Origin of the sequence: Paenibacillus radicibacter (assembly GCF_024721995.1) — a bacterium.
Classification (GTDB): domain Bacteria; phylum Bacillota; class Bacilli; order Paenibacillales; family NBRC-103111; genus Paenibacillus_AM; species Paenibacillus_AM radicibacter.
In genome coordinates, this window is sequence record NZ_JANQBC010000003.1 from 473,830 (window position 1) to 490,658 (window position 16,829).

At 44.9% G+C, this 16,829-nt stretch carries 16 protein-coding genes; 1 reads left to right on the top strand and 15 read right to left on the bottom strand.

What is annotated here, in order from left to right:
- Positions 1 to 82: 82 nt before the first annotated feature.
- From rlmH to NV379_RS09920, 3 genes are all read right to left on the bottom strand, one after another.
- Complete coding sequence (gene rlmH / locus NV379_RS09910) at positions 83 to 562, bottom strand: 23S rRNA (pseudouridine(1915)-N(3))-methyltransferase RlmH (RefSeq protein ID WP_258207126.1); 480 nt, start codon at positions 560 to 562, stop codon at positions 83 to 85.
- Between the two features lie 161 nt (positions 563 to 723).
- Positions 724 to 894, bottom strand: coding sequence for a CxxH/CxxC protein (locus NV379_RS09915; RefSeq protein ID WP_258207127.1), 171 nt, complete (start codon positions 892 to 894; stop codon positions 724 to 726).
- Positions 895 to 929: 35 nt separating this feature from the next.
- Positions 930 to 2,186, bottom strand: coding sequence for a S1C family serine protease (locus NV379_RS09920; RefSeq protein WP_258207128.1), 1,257 nt, complete (start codon positions 2,184 to 2,186; stop codon positions 930 to 932).
- 145 nt (positions 2,187 to 2,331) lie between these two features.
- Here NV379_RS09920 and NV379_RS09925 point away from each other — a divergent pair, with 145 nt between their 5' ends.
- Entirely contained in the window at positions 2,332 to 2,547 is a 216-nt protein-coding gene (locus NV379_RS09925) for a hypothetical protein (RefSeq protein WP_258207129.1), read from the top strand.
- Here the strand turns inward: NV379_RS09925 and NV379_RS09930 are convergent.
- The 12 genes from NV379_RS09930 to NV379_RS09985 all read right to left on the bottom strand — a co-directional run bounded on the left by NV379_RS09930 (position 2,519) and on the right by NV379_RS09985 (position 16,815).
- Complete coding sequence (locus tag NV379_RS09930; protein WP_258207130.1) at positions 2,519 to 3,322, bottom strand: MBL fold metallo-hydrolase; 804 nt, start codon at positions 3,320 to 3,322, stop codon at positions 2,519 to 2,521. The two genes, NV379_RS09925 and NV379_RS09930, sit on opposite strands and share 29 nt — an antisense overlap.
- A gap of 81 nt (positions 3,323 to 3,403) precedes the next feature.
- Complete coding sequence (gene yycI, locus NV379_RS09935) at positions 3,404 to 4,162, bottom strand: two-component system regulatory protein YycI (RefSeq protein WP_258207131.1); 759 nt, start codon at positions 4,160 to 4,162, stop codon at positions 3,404 to 3,406.
- Between the two features lie 12 nt (positions 4,163 to 4,174).
- A complete protein-coding gene (locus NV379_RS09940) occupies positions 4,175 to 5,494 on the bottom strand; it encodes a YycH family regulatory protein (protein ID WP_258207132.1) in 1,320 nt (439 codons plus the stop codon).
- Complete coding sequence (walK, locus tag NV379_RS09945; RefSeq protein WP_258207133.1) at positions 5,491 to 7,314, bottom strand: cell wall metabolism sensor histidine kinase WalK; 1,824 nt, start codon at positions 7,312 to 7,314, stop codon at positions 5,491 to 5,493. The genes NV379_RS09940 and walK overlap by 4 nt, the downstream gene beginning before the upstream one ends.
- Positions 7,315 to 7,316: 2 nt before the next feature.
- The gene (yycF, locus tag NV379_RS09950; protein ID WP_258207134.1) at positions 7,317 to 8,036 is read right to left on the bottom strand and encodes a response regulator YycF; all 720 of its coding nucleotides are present in this window, start codon (positions 8,034 to 8,036) and stop codon (positions 7,317 to 7,319) included.
- A 113-nt stretch (positions 8,037 to 8,149) separates the two neighbouring features.
- On the bottom strand, positions 8,150 to 9,538 hold the full coding sequence (locus tag NV379_RS09955) for a peptidoglycan DD-metalloendopeptidase family protein (protein WP_258207135.1): 1,389 nt from the start codon (positions 9,536 to 9,538) through the stop codon (positions 8,150 to 8,152).
- Between the two features lie 182 nt (positions 9,539 to 9,720).
- Positions 9,721 to 10,359 (bottom strand): hypothetical protein, encoded by a 639-nt coding sequence (locus NV379_RS09960; protein WP_258207136.1) that lies wholly within the window; start codon positions 10,357 to 10,359, stop codon positions 9,721 to 9,723.
- Positions 10,360 to 10,546: 187 nt separating this feature from the next.
- On the bottom strand, positions 10,547 to 11,833 hold the full coding sequence (locus NV379_RS09965; RefSeq protein ID WP_258207137.1) for an adenylosuccinate synthase: 1,287 nt from the start codon (positions 11,831 to 11,833) through the stop codon (positions 10,547 to 10,549).
- A gap of 310 nt (positions 11,834 to 12,143) precedes the next feature.
- A complete protein-coding gene (locus NV379_RS09970; RefSeq protein WP_258207138.1) occupies positions 12,144 to 12,785 on the bottom strand; it encodes a flagellar brake protein in 642 nt (213 codons plus the stop codon).
- A 201-nt stretch (positions 12,786 to 12,986) separates the two neighbouring features.
- Positions 12,987 to 14,366: a replicative DNA helicase gene (dnaB, locus tag NV379_RS09975; protein WP_258207139.1), complete on the bottom strand. Its 1,380-nt coding sequence runs from the start codon at positions 14,364 to 14,366 to the stop codon at positions 12,987 to 12,989.
- A gap of 44 nt (positions 14,367 to 14,410) precedes the next feature.
- Complete coding sequence (gene rplI, locus NV379_RS09980) at positions 14,411 to 14,857, bottom strand: 50S ribosomal protein L9 (protein WP_258207140.1); 447 nt, start codon at positions 14,855 to 14,857, stop codon at positions 14,411 to 14,413.
- On the bottom strand, positions 14,854 to 16,815 hold the full coding sequence (locus NV379_RS09985) for a DHH family phosphoesterase (RefSeq protein WP_258207141.1): 1,962 nt from the start codon (positions 16,813 to 16,815) through the stop codon (positions 14,854 to 14,856). The genes rplI and NV379_RS09985 overlap by 4 nt, the downstream gene beginning before the upstream one ends.
- Positions 16,816 to 16,829 lie beyond the last annotated feature (14 nt).

The window sequence follows — 16,829 nt, forward strand, 5'->3', positions numbered from 1 at the left end:
CTTCATCAGCGTACCAATTATTTATATCCGATTTGACTTCCTCTAATAATGCAATAGGCTTTCCCCTGTCAGCCATTTCGCCCTACTTATGGTAAGGCTCCCCGCGATTTATCCGAAACGCCCGATAAATCTGCTCAACCAGCACCAGCTTCATCAGCTGGTGGGGCAACGTCATGCGGCCGAAGCTTAGCCGCATGTCAGCGCGGCGCAGCACCTCTTGGCTGAGCCCGAGGCTGCCGCCGATGACGAACGCCACCTGGCTGCGCCCATAGGTGGCCAGCTCATCCACTCGCGCAGCTAGCTGCTCGCTCGTCCACATCTCGCCGTCGATCGCAAGCGCGACGACGTAGACACCATCGCGGATCGACGACAAGATCCGCGTACCTTCGCGCTGCTTCACCGCTTCGCCTTCCGCATCGCTCATATTTTCTGGTGCCTTCTCATCAGGCACCTCTACAAATTGCACCTTCGCGTACGCGCCAAGACGCTTTGCATACTCCGCAATCCCGCTAACCAGATATTTTTCCTTCAGCTTCCCTACTGTAATCACCTGTATATTCATTTAAACCCCACTCCATTTCTCTCTAATCTCTAACCCGCTCACACTTAATCCATGCACTTACTTCTGTTTTTCCCCACAGTCGTACAATCACGATCTCACATCCATACCCATAACAAAAAGGAGAAACCTTCGTCTCTCCCCTCATCGCCTATCCAATTATCTTACACAACAAGGAACCTTGCTTCCCCATCCGCGCATCGTTCACAATGCGTAGGTGGCTGCCAATCCTTGAATTGTACCTTTTGCAAATCGATAATATCCGGTGCATCCTCAAATTCATCTACGAAAATGTCAATCGCGATTTCCAAATGGTCTTTACATACAATATGCATCAAGAGTCCCTCACTTACTTCTGTCTTCTCTTTTGTTACTTCGCCTCATTCACGGCAAGCGTCAGCTTTGCCGTCTTTTCCTTACCGCCACGGTAGAACGTAACGTTAATCGTATCGCCGACTTTTTTCTCCAAATATAGATACTTTCTCAGGTCCAGCGTACTGCTCATCGGTTTGCCATCTAGCGCCGTTATGACATCTTGCGACATCATTCCCGCTTCCTTCGCCGGACCACTTGCCTCCAGAACAATAATCCCTTGCTTGACCTGTTCAGGCAGCTTCAGTATCTCTGTCCCCTTAAAAGATTGCAAATTCTGCATCGTCACACCGATCAGAGGACGCTTCACGATCTTATCCTTAATCAAGCTTTCAATAATCGGAATGGCATCCGTAATCGGAATCGCAAACCCAACATTGTCTACATTAAGATTCGCAATTTTCATCGTGTTAATGCCAATCACTTTGCCATCCATATTGACGAGCGCTCCACCACTATTGCCTTGGTTAATCGCCGCATCCGTCTGGATCATCTCCATCTCCCAATCGACCTCATTATCGCCTGAGAGTGATACCGGAATCGTCCTCCTTGGCTCCGAGATAATCCCCTTCGTTACTGAAGGTGCTACCCCAAGTCCCAGTGGATTGCCCAGTGTAATGACCGTCTCCCCCATCTTCAGCTTACTGGAATCTCCGAACTCCGCCACGGCCGTTACACCTGCATCATCCATCTCCAGCACAGCCAAGTCCGTAATTCGATCTTTTCCGATCAAAGTCGCCTTCTTCTTCTCGCCCGTGTGGAGCATCACCTCGTATGATGTTCCGTTCTCCACCACATGATTGTTCGTTACAACAAGTACTTTTCCACCATTCTTTTGAAAAATAACCCCTGAACCCATACCCAGTCCCTGATCGCCGCTGCCCTTTTCGTCAGGTTTTGAAGTAATAACCGAGACAATAGCCGGTTTCACTGCCGCAGTCACTTTAACAACTCGGTCATCCCCCGACCCACTACTCGGCCCAGCGACCGCTGCTACCGTCTTACCCGCACCAGAACCGGTCAAGTTGAGAATAAGCACCACGAGTAACAACATAATCAGAGCGCCGCCAACCGCTGAAGCTATTACCAATCGCCCCTGCGACCCGAGTAACCTTCTAACACTACTCTTGAAGCTGCGCTCTGACCCTTTGCTGAATTTGCTTCTCGCAAATTGTTGTTCTTGCCCACTTCCGCGACGTCTTACATGTCTAGTAGGCTTCGATGAATAGAAATCATCTTTGTCAAAAAAACTCATGGTCCTCGCATCTCCTCTCCTAAGGATTATCTCTCTATCATTTTTTCATAGAATCGTGGAATATTTTCGCCCATCTGAACCTACAATAAGAGTAGAGTCATTCTTCACCCTATCTTTTATATGAAAAAAGGAGACCTGATCACCTATGGACACTAGGCAATCCCCCATGCATGAAATCAACCTCATCGGCAAGCTTGCCGATCTCAAAGAGGACAACTACCACAATGGACTTATGATCTCCGCACTCATTGATCTTCTCATAACAAAACAGGTATTCACGCGGGAAGAATTCCAAGCGAAGATGGACATCCTAGATGCTTCATTTGCGCCAGCTAATCCTCCAACTTCTCCCACGGTGTAGAGCGGTCAAAGTACGTATTCATTAACCGTACATTGCAATCTTCCAAGGATACTCCGCGATCTTTAGCTACGTCCGTAACTGTAAGTCGCGCCAGATCCAGCATGTTGTGATCCCGACTTAAGTGCGCCATATAGACAGCCTTTGTCTTTCCAGACAGCACATCACATAATCCATCTGCCGCTGCTTCATTGGACAAGTGTCCCATATCGCCTAGGATCCGTCGCTTAATATTCCATGGGTAATGTCCCATTCGAAGCAATTCCACATCATGATTCGTCTCCAGTACCATAGCATCGGAATCCAGGAGCTTCTCCTTCACCTTCGAACTCATATAACCTAGATCTGTTGCCAAGCTAAGCTTCTTATCCCCTTGATAGAAGCAGTATCCCACTGGCTCTGCCGCATCATGTGAGATGCCATAAGACTCCACCTTCAGATCACCCACATCCACCATCGAACCGGTATCCATCACTTTGCAATTCTCTTCCGCGATTTCACCGATTTGGCGATTAAGTGCTTCCCATGTCTTCTCATTGGCATAGATCGGCAAATTGTGCTTACGAGCTATTGCTCCTAAGCCCTTAATATGATCAGAATGCTCATGCGTGACATAAATAGCGTCTAATTCGCTACCCTTCACACCCTGTTCATTCATCAATGCTTCTAGTTTTTTTGCGCTTAAACCTGCGTCCACGAGCACCTTCGTCTCCTCGGTAGCAACGACCATTGCATTGCCGGTAGACCCACTCGCGAGCACCGTGAAACGTAATCCCATCGCCCTTAGCTCCTCTGACTGTTCGTGTCTGTTTCTTTGTCATTCCTAATTATATACGAGAACTTCCAATTTTCATATTGCCTATTCCTTGGCTTTTTTTAGCTCTTCATGTGACACTTCGACCCCTCCACCTGTTAGTGCAGGAATGTAGTAGATCGGTGTCTTATTTGTTGCAACCCGCCAGTATGGCGCAACATAACGCGTCTGTGAATCGAATGGTGGTCCATGATAACCTAACCGAATATCAACAATGGTTGTTCCTTCTGTCAGATAGGTATCAATCAAATTACGAATTACCGTGTAAGCAGGGAAAATTTTCTGTGCTTTTTGTTCCGCATTCTCCTCTACTTCAACATGCGTTTGGCGATAGCCTGTTATGTCTCCATTTTCCTCATATAGTTCTAAATTCACATCAAATAACGGCAATTGTCCGTACGTTTGATTCATCACATAAACATTATCTTTTCTCTTGATCGAATCATATTGATATTGTTCAATGCCGGGAATCTCCATTTTCATGGCTTGTTCACGCGTCATTAACTTGTTCATAAATGAACTAACTGGAATCGGCGTTTTTAGCTTCGTTACATCGCCAGTCTTCATATTGTCGTCATTGAATTTAAGTGTCAGCTCTTTGAGCTTTGGCACTTCTTTTGGCATATCAACAGCGAGCGTAATGTTCTTGCTTGCAAGTAATCGATTTACTTCCTCGATCTGCTCTGCTGTGTCTACGACAAGGTCAGTTTGTTTAATTTCCCGCGCCCATAGTTGGTAGCCGAGAATCAAGTTCAGAATCACGAACGAGAAGATCAATATCGTTTTAGCCCGGCCCCAATCCATGTATACCCTCCTTTAATCCACCAATTCAATCGTCCCATCCCGATACTCTAATGCCCATACCGGTTTAAGGGTCACCATCGTTTCGGTTTCCGTTGCCTGATAGGCCGGGTATACCGAGACGATATTGTAGCGGTTCGGTTTTAATTTAATAATATTCTCCAACTGCTCCCCGCTCATAATCTGAGCTTCAGTTCGCACCATGTTTTTCTTCTCTTTATCTTGAATGAGCAGCGAACGCTCATAACTTGTCACAATCCCTTTTTCCGTAATCAGATGCATCAGACCGTACCCTTCACTAGTAGGTTGCACGATTGGATAAGAGTCAAAGTACTGCCGGAACTCGAACTGCCCTGTTCTTGGCGTATTGGTGACACTATTGCTTGGTCGATGTGGCGTTTTCGTTAACCCATATGTCCCGTTCCAACCTAGATGCTGATTAATAAACTTTATACTCGCTTGTAAGTTTTCTAGCACCTCATTCTTACTTTCCAGTGCTGCAATGGGGTCCGTATATTTAAGCCAATGCTTGCCTTGGCTCAGTTGAAGCCCTCGCTTACCATCCGTATAAATTTGCGAGCCATCCCGCTCCTTAAACGGACGCACAGCCCCTGGGTCAACGAATAACACCCGTTTGAGTTGATCATCTGATATGACTGCTGAATTGAAACGATAGGAGCTCATCGTGATCGGCTTTGATGGCAGATAATAGTCACCATTAGGCGTATAATACGAGTCTGCATTGCTTCCCCATGATAAGAACTTCTCAACATCCTTTACTGTAAAATCCGCGCCACTGAGTTCATATGCAATCGACTTTGTATCCGTAAAGAAGAACGTCTTCACGTCCTCACCACTCTCCGTCGTGAAGATCCATATGCTCGTTATCATCTCATCGGTTAGTGACATGTCCCCTTTAATCTTGAACATCGTCTGAAGCACCTGCATCGGTATGCCCCCACGGAAATGCAGCTCAATTCCTTTGCGCTTATTACGAATATCTACCCAATCAATATTGAGCGCAAACGTATTTACTCTTGAAAACCCACCGAATGAACGCTGCTTCACACTTTCTAGAATCGTCCCGAAGTATCCCATGTTCGGATACAAGAGCGTATGGGTGCTACTACCGGAATGAAACACCATATAGTCGGGAAATAAAAGATCCTCGAGTTCCAGTTGATTCTGATCGCCAATCGTCTCTGGTTTAATATAATCATTACCTTGTGCGATTCGCTCATATTGAGGCGAACTATACGTCAGTAAATAGGTTTGGAATAGTGATGCTAGAATCAACAAGGATAGTACAACTGTCTTGATACGATCTAGAGTCAATTGACTTCACCTGCCTTTGATTCAAGTGGAAGCGTAAATGTTACTTTCGTCCCCTGATTCAGTTCCGATTCAAGCGAGATCGCCCCGCCATGTGCTCTCACAATTTCCCGGGCAATGGATAAACCTAGACCTGTCCCTCCCATATTACGGGAACGCGCTTTATCTACCCGATAGAACCGCTCAAATATGCGAGATAAATCTTTTTTCGGAATTCCCATGCCTGTATCTGTAATAGAGATTCCCATCCAATGCTCATCAATAATATAAGCAGAAGCCGTGATGATCCCTTCGTCTCCTGTATACTTAATCGAATTGGACACGAGGTTATCGAGCACTTGGTCAATCTTATCGCGATCAATCTCTACCGCACCTAATTTAGGGTCAACCTTGGAAGTAATCCGAATATGACGCTGTCTGAGTTGAAAAGAAAACCGATCGACCAGCTCATCCAACATTTCGCTGACCTCAACATGCTCCTTTACAATCACCGCTTGCTTCGAATCTAGCCGTGATAAATGCAATAAATCCGTTACAAGCCGAATCATCCGCTCCGTCTCATTACGCGTTACCCCTAGGAATCGCTGCGCAAGAGCAGGATCTTCCATTGCCCCATCAGTTAACGCCTCCAGATAGCTCTTAATCGTCGTTAGTGGCGTCCGCAGTTCATGTGACACGTTCGCAACAAAGTCTTTCCTACCTTGCTCCAGCTTCTCTTGAACGGTGACATCTTGTAGAACAGCAATCATGCCGGTTTCATCGCCGCGTCTTAGAATTGGGGTAAACGTCACACGAACGGTTATCCGCTCTTCTTCCTCATTATCGATTTCAATCATCATCACTTGATTTTTGCCAACGGCATGCTTCTTAATGTCTTCTGACGTAATGCCCAGTGTAGCTGCAATATGCATCACCGAATTCGTTTCTTCCGCTATCCCTAAGATTTGCTGTGCTCTGCGATTCATAACGATCACACGGCCCTGCTCATCGGCAGCAATGACTCCATCGTTCATGTTCGTTAGTACAGAAGACAGCTTCTCCCGCTCCTCTTCATTCATCGCCAGCGCATCCTTCAGCGAGTTCATCATGAAGTTGAACGTATGTCCCAGCTGGGAAATCTCATCTTGTCCATATACCTTTACAGGTTCGGTAAAATCACCTTCGGCAATCGCAGTCGCACCCTTCGTGATCTCCTTGATCGGCTTTGTAATGGTACTAGAGAGTATGATCCCAAGCAGTGCCGTTAGCCCAAGGGCAAGCGCCGTACCTGTCAGCAATATTCGATTGATCGTATTCATCGTGCTGTACATCTCTTGCATGGAAGCTACGATATATACAACGCCAATCGGCCTAATGCCTGTACCAATAGGCTGGGTAATGATCATTTTGCGTTTCCCGTTCTCATCAATGAAGATGCGCTCACTTACCTTAATTCCTTGTAGCGTACGCGTCACCTCAGGTGTCGTATTTTTCCGATTAAGGGGTGATTGTTCGGAGGTTGCCGTTGCGGATATCACGACACCACGTTCATCAATAATCTCAATTTCCGTATTGGAAAGCACGAATAAGCTGCTCACGACTTCGCTCAGGTCGGAATACAGCTTCTTGGGGTCTTGCGGATCAGACACCATCGTACGCTCCACAAACTGCCCCAGCAGAATGGCTTGCTTCTTGTTGGTGTCGATCAATTCACTTTTAAAATAATTTTCGAGCGTATTGTTAAAATACACGCCAATCAGCTGCATCGCTATGAGGATCAGCGTGACGTAAATTATAATAATTTTAGCCTGTATCGAACGGAAAAAGCGTATAATACTTCCCACGCCTAGAACCCTCCGGTCTTCGTCCCGCGCATCATATAGCCAAGACCACGTCTAGTAACGATATACTCAGGCTTACTTGGGTCTGTCTCTAACTTCTCGCGCAGTCTACGAATTGTTACATCCACCGTCCGCACATCACCGAAGTATTCATAACCCCATACGGCTTGCAATAGATGTTCACGAGTCATCACTTTCCCCGCATTGCGCGCCAAATAATGAATCAGCTCAAACTCTCGGTGTGTTAAATCAAGAGGCTGCTCTTCTTTAAACACGACATACGTATCCGTATCGATAAAAATCCCGTGCAGTCTTATCCCTTGGCTTGGCTCTGCTGCTTCATTCACCGATTGATCCAGCTTCGCCTGTCTGCGCAGCTGTGCCTTCACTCTTGCCAATAGTTCGCGCGTCCCGAACGGCTTCGTCACATAATCGTCCGCACCCATTTCGAGTCCTAATACTTTATCAATCTCCGAGTCTTTAGCCGTCAGCATAATGATCGGTGTATTCATCTTCGCACGAATTTCCCTGCATACGTCCATGCCGTCTTTTACAGGAAGCATCCAATCCAGTAGGATCAAGTCAGGCTGCTCCGAGAAGGCAAGTTCAACCGCACTGCCGCCATCATAGGCACAGATCACTTCGTATCCTTCTTTTTCTAAATTAAACTTAATAATCTCTGCAATCGGTTGTTCATCATCTACGACTAGCACTTTACCTTGCACCGATCATCACCGCCTGTTCCTCAACATAATGTACTTATTTTAACATATTTTAATAAGAAAAGAGAGACAAGGCCCATCGTGCAACCTCATCTCTCTTATGTACAATCGCTGCTCTAGCGATTCATATATTTCATTGGATTAACCGGTGTTCCGTTAAGGTGAATTTCAAAATGCAAGTGAACGCCAAATGCTTGACCTGTCGCTCCCATGACTCCGATTTTATCTCCTTTTTGCACGATTGCACCACGTTTAGTCGTTAATTGACTCATGTGCATATACACCGTTTTGTAACCATTTTTATGATTGATAATGACATAATTACCGTAATCATGATGGAATCCAGCTTGTTCAACGACGCCATGATCAGCCGCCATAATCGTGCGGTTACCTGTCATGTCGATACCTTTGTGTAATTTACCCCAGCGTTGTCCAAATGAACTTGAAATCGATGGACCGTAGATTGGCCATGCAAATTTACCTGTTCCCTCACCAACAATTACCTTCGTACCACGCTTAATCACGGTATTTACAGGCTCTTGGGTAACGACTTCATCTAGTAACTTCTCATCAACAACAACACCATTGATCATCGTTACATGATACGTTTGCTTCTTCATGCCAGTCTTGCCTTTTTTGACTGTTTCCGTCTCGCCAGCTCGCATGGAAGCATCTTTTATGTATTCGGTCGCGAATGCGATTTCTTGATTAGATTCAACAGTTTCCTCAACACGTACGGATAAGGTTGGATGTTCTTGACCCTCTTTAAGACGCTTTAACATCTCCTCTGGATCAATAACGTCCTGTGGTTGGACGGGAACCTTCTCTAGATCAATGGATTCGACGAATTCGACACGATCAATAACTACATCCTCATCTATTGGTGAGTTTTTCGTATCGGCTGCTAATGTACGCACTTTTGCAGGCGCTTTTTCTGTATACGATTCTTTCATTTGCGCAAGTACATAGTTCGCTGTCGCTTCATCTTTTACATAACCGACTGCTACGCCATCCACTCTCAACTCCACAGCAATCGCTTGTGGCTTAATCTTCTGATCAAGTAAGGCAAGCACCGCCTGATCATTCAGATCCGGTCTAAACGTAAATTCCGGTACAAGCGCTAGTGCATTTTTCGGAAGTTCCATAACAACCTTCGGATTTTCCACTGCTAACTTTTGTTCTCTTGTCTTCTTATAGTCATCATACACGCGTGGCTGACTGAGAATCCCGACGTTTTCTCCAGCTACCTCTACCCGGTATACTTCTGTTGTATTTGCTGCTACGTAAGAATATCCCGCTACGACAATCAGAGCTGCTGCTGCAACAATGCCGCTACTTTGAAGTAACGTCTTCTTGTTCGTGGAGATCTCTTGTTTAATGGAAGACCACTGCTTACCGATATGGAGTTTGTCAGTCAAGCTATTCCATTGAGCCGCACTCGGCAGCAATGCTTTCGCCTTGCTCCAGGCTTTATTCGCCCAATCTTTTCCCCTGAACTCTGCCATGATTTGCTCCCTTTATATCATCCAATTTAACGCGAATTAACTCACATTTTAGTTAAATTTGGGATTTATTCTATGAACCTACCACTTAATTTACCATACTCTACCGTCTGGTTTCAACAAACAGTGAGGTATTTTAATAAGTTTCTAATGTTCATAGATTAAAAGGAATTGAGAAAATACAGTTATTTCTTCGTAACGATTGTAAGAAGCTCAGCATATTCGTCAGGCTTTAAATATTTTTGTAGAATCGTATCCATCTCTTTGGCTTCATCTTTGGTAATACCGTTCTCGACAATTGTCGACAGACGCTGAACTTCTTTTTCAGGGACTTTAGATGCAATCGTTGAGAAGATCTTCATCTTATCCTCACTGGACATCTGATCTTTCTTTTTGGCAAAATCCTCAATTGACATCACCATACCGCTGCTGGAACTCTCGCTTCCGCTGATCTGAGACCAGACCCCCACTGCATCATCCGGTTTAGCTGGTGACGGCGATGGTGATGTCTGAGACCCGATTTGCTCGGAAGACTGTGATTGTCCCTGGCTTTGCGCACCTTGTTTCTGCTCCTCTTTTGCACTTGGAGCAGGTGAATGTAAAACTGTCTGATTCGGATTCTTAGACGATGTACCATTAATCATACTCGATACAACATCTGACATTTTAATATCTGGAACAAGTCCTTGTAAATTAAATTGCTGCAAAATTTGCTGCACCACCATATTCACCGTAAACGACGTAATCGTCAGGGTCAACACACTCACGATCGCAGTACCTACTACTAGCTTACATAACCAGTTGAGCCATTTTAGCCTTAACATGAATTTCACCTCTGCAGAATAAATCTCTCTCCCTCTCTGCAGTATTGACCGATATTTGCAAGTTTAAGCCCCTAGAACAACACAAAAGGAAGTGCATCTCATAGACACACTTCCTCTTTCAACTGCCTAGCCATTAATTTTCAAAAAATATTATAATCCCATTGCTCCGCAATCTTCTTGAGTAAATTTACATGTAAATCGGACGAATTTGGTTCGTTTGTTCACGGTTACGACCTACAGAGAAGATCGAAATCGGAATACCTGTCAATTGCGATACACGCTCTACATAGTGACGCGCATTCTCAGGAAGATCCTCAAGAGAGCGAGCACCTGTAATGTCTTCGCTCCAACCTGGAAGCTCCTCATATACCGCTTCACACTCTGCTAATTGCTTCAAAGACGCTGGGTAGTGATCAATCACTTGACCTTTGTACAAGTAGCCTGTGCAAATCTTAACCGTCTCAAGACCGCTAAGTACGTCAATGGAGTTCAAGGACAAGCCTGTAATACCACTTACACGACGTGCGTGACGTACAACGACAGAGTCGAACCAGCCCACGCGGCGTGCGCGGCCTGTTGTCGTACCGTACTCATGACCTTTTTCACGGATAAATTCACCGATCTCATTGTTAAGCTCAGTTGGGAACGGGCCATCACCTACACGTGTTGTATAAGCTTTCGCAACCCCAATAATTTGGTGGATCTTCGTCGGACCTACGCCAGAACCGATACATACACCACCAGCTGTTGGGTTGGAAGATGTAACATATGGGTACGTACCTTGGTCGATATCTAACATTACGCCTTGCGCGCCTTCGAACAATACACGCTTGCCGTTATCGATAGCATCATTAAGCACAACCGAAGTATCCGTTACGTATTTACGCAATTGTTCTGCATAGCCAAGGTATTCAGCAAGAATGGAGTCTGCATCCAGACCTTTAGCGCCATAAACGCTCTCGATAATACGGTTTTTCTCAACAAGTACGGTGCGAAGTCTTCTTTCGAACTCTTCTGCATCCATTAGGTCTGCAATACGGATACCGTTACGAGCCGCTTTGTCCATATAACATGGGCCAATACCTTTACGTGTTGTACCGATCTTATTATCGCCCTTGCTGTCTTCTTCAAGTCCGTCCAGCAGCAAGTGGTAAGGCATAATGACGTGTGCACGATCACTGATTCTTAAGTTATCAGTCGAGAAATTATTCGTATGAATGTACGCAATTTCTTCGATAAGAGCAGCCGGATTAATAACCATTCCGTTACCAATTACGCACTCTTTTTTATCATAGAAAATACCGGATGGGATTAAGTGCAATTTATATTTTTTATCACCAATTAGAATTGTATGTCCAGCGTTGTTACCGCCTTGATAACGTGCAACAACCTCAGCAGACTCCGCTAAATAGTCTGTAATTTTCCCTTTTCCTTCGTCACCCCATTGGGTTCCAACAACTACTACTGTTGACATCGTATGACCTCCTCAGGTGGGTTCACTAATTTTAATAAACCGTTCGGTTTCCTTACTATATAATTTTAGCAATCAACAACTTCAAAGTCAATAAAAACGAACAATGAAATAACTCCCGTCTACATCGTTCGGAATTATTGTGTATAATTGGTCACATTCTTCATTCATTCCGTTATTGTTCCCCGAATCTGATCATTACTGCTAATTTCATTTTTACTTTCTATAATACATATTTAAATATATAGCGACACGAAAAAGGAACACCCCTCTTGTAAGGTATGTGTTCCTATTAACGAAGTGAAATATTTTTTTATTTGGTATCGCCTATTTTTTTACGAATCTCCACTTGCCGTTTCATACAGTATCCAATAATGATATCCCGCTGCGATTCTCGCATATCAACGAATGATAGACTGTAACAAGAACGGGCATATTCATTGTAGACTGGACGAATATGAACAATATCCGCTTGGAAAGGAACTTCTTTCGAATCGATCTTCAGCATACCTGAAATTCGGTCACCTACAGCTACTGGCTCGGACGGCAAGCTGAAGAATGCAAGTCCTCCACCACTAATATCGCTTGTGATTCGGTCAAACCTAGCATTTTTTGCTTCGGTTTCATACCAGAATTCAACTGTTGCTGGCACTCGGAAGAAATTACGACGCTGCACTTTAGTCAGAAGACCATCTTCCGGCTGTGAAATGTAGAATCTCGTTCCATCTTGAATCAATTGGGATTGATAATAATACTTATCTTTTCCTTCTGGATAGCAGAATACGATAACTTCCGAACCCGAAGATACTGTAATCGGGATGTTCTCCTTATTCACAGGCTGCCGAATAGATAATGTATCTTGTTCAATCTTTAAGATCATTGTTTCATACAGATTGCCGTCTAAATCTTCAATTTCAAGCAGCTGTTGCGTCCATAATTCTGCTTTTGCTATCATCTCTGCATCCCCCGTCACTTTGAGATTGACTGCTGTTATGTATTTTCAGAAATTAATGTTTTCTATAATCATTCCTATATTGGAATGCGTTGTTATTTTATCAGAAAATATTGGGATTAGCTATCTATTAGCTATAAAAAAAACGACACTCCCTTTCATTGTCCAAGGAGTGTCGCTAATTCCATCCTGCTGTTCTTACACTTAATACGGTAGTCCGCCGCCTGCTGCTGCAGGTGCACCATCCGCATGCGTTCGGTTGAGTGGAACGAATTTATTGTAGTTTTTCAAGAAACACAGCTCAACTGTCCCTACCGGACCATTACGTTGCTTAGCAATAATGATCTCGATAATGTTCTTCTTCTCGGACTCTTTATCGTAGTAATCATCACGATACAAGAACGCAACAATGTCGGCATCTTGCTCAATGGAACCTGATTCACGAAGGTCAGACATCATCGGACGTTTATCTTGACGCTGCTCTACCCCACGGCTTAACTGCGATAGTGCAATAACCGGTACGTTTAGCTCACGTGCAATTTGTTTCAGTGTACGAGAAATTTCGGATACTTCCTGCTGACGATTATCCCCTTTACCACGGCCATGAATGAGCTGCAAGTAATCGATCAGAATCATACCTAAGCCCCGCTCCTGCTTCAACCTACGACACTTCGCGCGAATATCCGCAACGGTTAAAGCTGGTGAATCATCGATATAAATATTCGCCTCGGATAACGATCCAATCGCCATCGTCAGCTTTTCCCAATCTTCATTCTCTAAGTTACCCAAGCGAAGACGAGAGGCATCAACGTTTGCTTCCGCGCAGATCATACGTTGTACAAGCTGAGCGGCCCCCATCTCCAGAGAGAAGATCGCAACAGTTTCTTTTGCACGTACACCAACATTTTGCGCGACATTTAGCGAGAATGCGGTCTTACCTACGGAAGGACGCGCAGCCACAATAATTAAGTCCGAACGTTGGAAACCGGCAGTCATCTTGTCCAAATCCGGGAAACCCGAGGGAATCCCTGTACTGCCACCCTTATTCGAATATAGGGTTTCAACTTTCTCGAACACTTCCATCAGCACATCTCGAATCGATACGAATCCACTCGTCGCACGGCGCTGTGAAATTTCAAAAATGCGGGCTTCCGCTTCACTTAGCATCGCACCAACATCATCTGAACTCGCATACCCATTCGATACAATTTGTGAAGCTGCACGAATGAGACGGCGCAGCATCGATTTCTCTTCGACGATTTGCGCGTAGTAATCTATATTGGCAGAGGTCGGTACAGCCGAAGCCAGATCCGAAAGATACGACACACCGCCGATATCTTCAAGAACACCTTTATCCTGCAACCTAGCTGTCAATGTGATGAGGTCAATTGGCTCTTGCTCATCCGATAATTCCAGCATCGTTTCGTAAATGCGCTGATGCGATGGACGATAAAAGTCTTCAGGCCCTACCCGCTCCATCGCCGTAATGAGCGCTTCGCTATCCAGCAAGACTGCACCTAACACAGCTTGTTCCGCTTCCGTGTTTTGTGGGAGTACGCGGTCCTCGAACATTTCTTCTCTCATCCATCACACCTCGCTTTCTTTAGGAGTAAATCCTCCATTATTTCTTATTCTTCAACAACGTGAACATTTAATGTAGTCGTAACTTCTTGGTGCAATTTCACAGGGACTTTCGTTACACCGAGCGAACGGATTGCATCATCAAGTAACATTTTACGCTTATCAATTTTAAGTTTGAATTGCTTCTCAAGTGCTTCTGCAACTTGCTTCGTAGATACAGCGCCGAATAGACGACCGCCCTCACCAGCCTTTGCAGTCACTTTAACCGTCATTTCTTTCATTTTGTCGCCGAGTGCTTGTGCATCTGCCTTTTCTTGCTCTTTACGCTTAAGCTCTGCTTGCTTTTGCTGTGCTAATGTATTGACAACCCCCGTTGTTGCAGGAGCAGCTAACTTACGTGGAATTAAAAAGTTATTTGCATAACCCTCAGATATTTCCTTAATTTCACCTTTTTTACCTTGACCCTTTACATCTTGTAAAAATACAACTTTCATTCGAATAACCCCTCTTCCTCTTCAATTTCTTGAATGGCTTGTTTCAGACGTAATTCTGCATCTTCCAGTGTTCCTTCTAACTGCGTTGCCGCATTGGTCAAATGCCCGCCACCACCAAGTCGTTCCATCACAACTTGCACATTGAGATCGCCCATTGAACGGGCTGATATCCCAATTAGTCCATCAGGTCGCCTTGCAATGACGAACGAAGCTAGAATGCCTGTCATGCCAAGCAGTGTATCTGCAACTTGAGCAATCATAAGCTGAGAATGCATCCTTCCAGACTTCGCAATGGCAAGTGCAATCGATTGATTGACTATCTCAGTATGTTTAATAATCTCGGCTTTTTCAATATATGAGCCCAAATCTTCTTTCAAAATCGTCTGAATCACAGTTGCATCCGCACCATTACGTCTCAAGAAAGATGCCGCTTCGAACGTTCTTGAACCCGTACGCTGCGTAAAACTTTTCGTATCCACGACAATTCCAGCAAGGAGCACTGTCGCTTCAATCACTTCAAGTGTTAATTTTTCCGTAATATACTGCAATAACTCGGTTACTAACTCACATGTTGATGAGGCATATGGCTCCATATACACGAGTGTGGCATCTTGCAAGAAGTCCTCACTACGTCTGTGATGATCAATAACGACGATTCGATGTGTAAGAGACAAGAGACGCGGCTCCGCAACCATAGAGGCCTTATGCGTATCACACACGACAGCAAGTGTCCGAGGATTCATAATTTGCAGCGCTTCATCTGGCGTAATAAACCGTGCGTGCAGCTTCTCATCATCCGCTATCGTCTCCATTAGCCTTTGAATGGAAGGATTCATGCCTTCCAGCACAATGTAACCTTCTTTACCTACAATTCGCACAGCTTTCAGTACCCCAATTGCCGCACCGATTGCATCCATGTCAGGGAAACGATGTCCCATAATAATGACTTTATCACTTTCTTTAATCAAATCACGAAGAGCATGAGAGATAACGCGAGCACGTACACGTGTACGCTTCTCAATCGCGTTAGAACGTCCTCCATAGAAGCAGAGCTTCTGACCCGTCTTAACAGCCACCTGATCACCGCCGCGTCCCAGAGCCATGTCTAAGCTCGCCTGGGCCATCTGTCCAAGCTCAATGAGTCTTTCCTCACCAGAAGCAATCCCAATAGAGATCGTAAGCGGAATCTTATACTCCATCGTCATATCCCGAACATCATCCAAGATACCGAATCTTGTCTGTTCAAGCGCTTTTAACGACTTCTGATTCATAACGACGAGATAACGATCGGAAGATAATCGACGCAAATAAATGTCGTGCTTAATCGCCCAATTGTTGATTTCACCCATTACTTTTGCAAGTAAGACACTTCGGGTTTGGTCATCCATCCCTTGTGTCAGCTCATCCCAGTTATCCATCATCAATATGCCGACAACCGTCTTATCCGCTTCGTACCTGCGGCTCATCTCCGTATAATCCGTTACATCACGAAAATAGATGACGCGCTCTTTCACCTTCACATTAGCCGCATAGATTCGATTCCCATGCGTCACTTCAAAGGTCTCGTCTTTATCTTTGATGCGCTTAAAATCTGGTATAAGCTCAATTAGGTCTTCCCCTATGGCAGAAGTCCGCTTAAGCATGCCAGCAACCGCACTATTATGCCATTGAATGGTACTTTCCTCATCGTAGATCAAGATACCGATTGGCAGCTCATTAAGAGCAGCACTGCCTGCTTTTCGTACTCGATGTGAGATGGAAGCGATGTAGTAATTTAGATCTTTACGAAACGCCGTCTCTGCAGCAATCGTCACGTACAATAGAATAGCCCCAATGAGCAGGAACAACACACCCAGCACCCATTGGTAGTAACAGAGTACGGCGATCAGGAGCAGCATCGTCCCAAAGATCCATAATATGTGTTGACCATGCCACCGCTTAACAAGAAACTTCGGCATTCTCACAGCTCCTA